The organism is Ramlibacter sp. (genome assembly GCF_036676645.1).
GTDB lineage: Bacteria > Pseudomonadota > Gammaproteobacteria > Burkholderiales > Burkholderiaceae_C > Ramlibacter.
This window is the reverse complement of record NZ_JAKFCM010000003.1, coordinates 1-1884: the sequence shown is the minus strand read 5'-3', so window position 1 is coordinate 1884 and position 1884 is coordinate 1. Positions and strand designations below refer to the sequence as shown.

Genomic DNA, 1884 nt, shown 5'->3' with positions numbered 1-1884 from the left:
TTGCGACCGGCATGGTCAGCGGCGCGCTGACGGCGGCGGTGGTGGAGGCGGCCCCGGCCGCGCAAAAGCGGCTGGGCGCGATGATAGGCAGCGTCTCGCCGCTGGCGGGCCTGGCCGTGGGCGCCTTGCTGACCGGCATCGCGGTCAAGCTTGCGCTGCACCCGGTGCCACTGGTGTTCGGCGTGCTGGCCGCCATCTGCGTGACGGGTGCGGTGGCCACGCTGTTCCTTCCGGAAAGTGTCACGCCGCGCCCCGGCGCGCTGGCCTCGCTGGTGCCGCGCATTTCGGTGCCGGTGGCGGCGCGTGCTGAATTTGTGCGCGGGGTGCCGACGATGCTGGCGGTGTGGTCGCTCGCGGGCCTGTACCTGTCGCTGGTGCCTTCCGTATTGCAGCAGATCTTCGGCATCCACAACGGCATCGTCAACGGCCTGGCCATCGCGACATTCTTCGGCCTGGGCGCCGCTTCGCCGACGCTGCTGAGGCGCCTGGCTCCCGCGCGCATGAGCGCCGTCGGCATGAGTTGGCTCGCCCTGGGCGCTGGCCTGGTGGCCGTGTCGCTGGGCGTCCAGTCGGTGGGCCTGTTTTTTGCGGGAACGGCGCTGGCCGGTTTCGGCGGCGGCTCGGCTTTCTCGGCGCAGGTGCAGACGCTGGCCCCGCTGGCGCAGCCGCAGCAGCGGGCCGAGCTGTTCGCCGCGCTCTACGCCACCAGCTACCTCGCTTTCAGCGTGCCGGCCATGCTGGCCGGCCGGCTGATCGCGCCGCTGGGCCTGCCGGCCACGGTGGAGGGCTATGCGGGCCTGGTACTGGCCGTGGCCGCCCTGGGCGCCTGGCTGCGCTGGTCCTCGCTGCGCCGCGCGGCCGCCCTCCGTTAATCCAGCAGGGGCCGCGGATCGGGCTTTGCCCGGCCGCAGGCGCCGTCCCCGGGAAGGGGAAAAGGCGCGACACGAAGTGCGCGTCCGATAGGGGTAATGTTTCTTCCAGCAGAGGCCGCGGAACCGGCTTTGCCGGGCCGCGGGCCTCGTCCCCTGCAAGGGGAAAAGGGACTACACGCAGTGAGTCCCGATAGGGGTGAGCAACATCTTTACCACCTCCGTAAAGCCCGCGCCGCGCTCGCCCCGCGTCACATAGCGCGGCAGGTGCGCCAGCTGCGGCACAAAGCGCGCGATGTTGGCCACGCCCACGCTGTTGGCGAAAGTCCTGAACATCAGCTGGTCGTTGGTCGAATCGCCCACGTAGACCCAGCGCGCCATCTCGGCGTCGAGGTCGCGCTGCCAGAGTTCACGAACAATCCAGCGCGCGCCTTCAAGCTTGTTGTGGCTGCCGTACCAGCCGTTGATGTGGATGCTGCTCACGGTGGCGTGCATGCCCTCGCTTTTCATCAGCGCCACCACGGCGGCGATCTGCGCATCGCTGAGCTGCGTGAACTCGCTGTGGTCGATGGCAATGTCGGTTTCCCGGCCCGGCGAGTCGGTGGCGCGGTGGATGCCGGGCAGCTCGCGCTCAATGCGCGCCAGCACGGCCTGCATACGGCTGAAGTTGGCTGCACGCGTGGCCGCGTCCTGCTGGTAGATTTTTGAGAGCGGCCGCGGCGCGGCGCTTTGGGACTCCGGCAGCAGCGCCACTGCGCCGTTTTCCGCCACGATGGCATCGACCGGCCAGCTTGCCGCGAAAGGCTCGCTCCAGCCCACCGGCCGTCCGGTGATCGCCACCACCTTGAACCCGGCGGCTTTCAATTCAGCCAGGGCCTCCAGCGCATCAAGGGTAATCGCCCCTTCGGTGGTCAGGGTGTCATCGATGTCGGTGAAAACGCCGGAGATCCGGCGCCGCTCGTCTGCGGGCCAGTTGTCGAGTTCTTGCATCGTGAAATTTTCGCATGCTGGGGTG

At 69.0% G+C, this 1884-nt stretch carries 2 protein-coding genes; one reads left to right on the top strand and one right to left on the bottom strand.

What is annotated here, in order from left to right; translation table 11 throughout:
- Positions 1-872, top strand: an 872-nt coding sequence (locus V6M57_RS00030) for an MFS transporter (RefSeq protein WP_332812923.1), incomplete at its 5' end; no start/stop codon positions are given.
- A 171-nt stretch (positions 873-1043) separates the two neighbouring features.
- Here the strand turns inward: V6M57_RS00030 and V6M57_RS00025 are convergent.
- The gene (locus V6M57_RS00025; RefSeq protein WP_332812924.1) at positions 1044-1859 is read right to left on the bottom strand and encodes an HAD-IIB family hydrolase; all 816 of its coding nucleotides are present in this window, start codon (positions 1857-1859) and stop codon (positions 1044-1046) included.
- Positions 1860-1884: the final 25 nt, after the last annotated feature.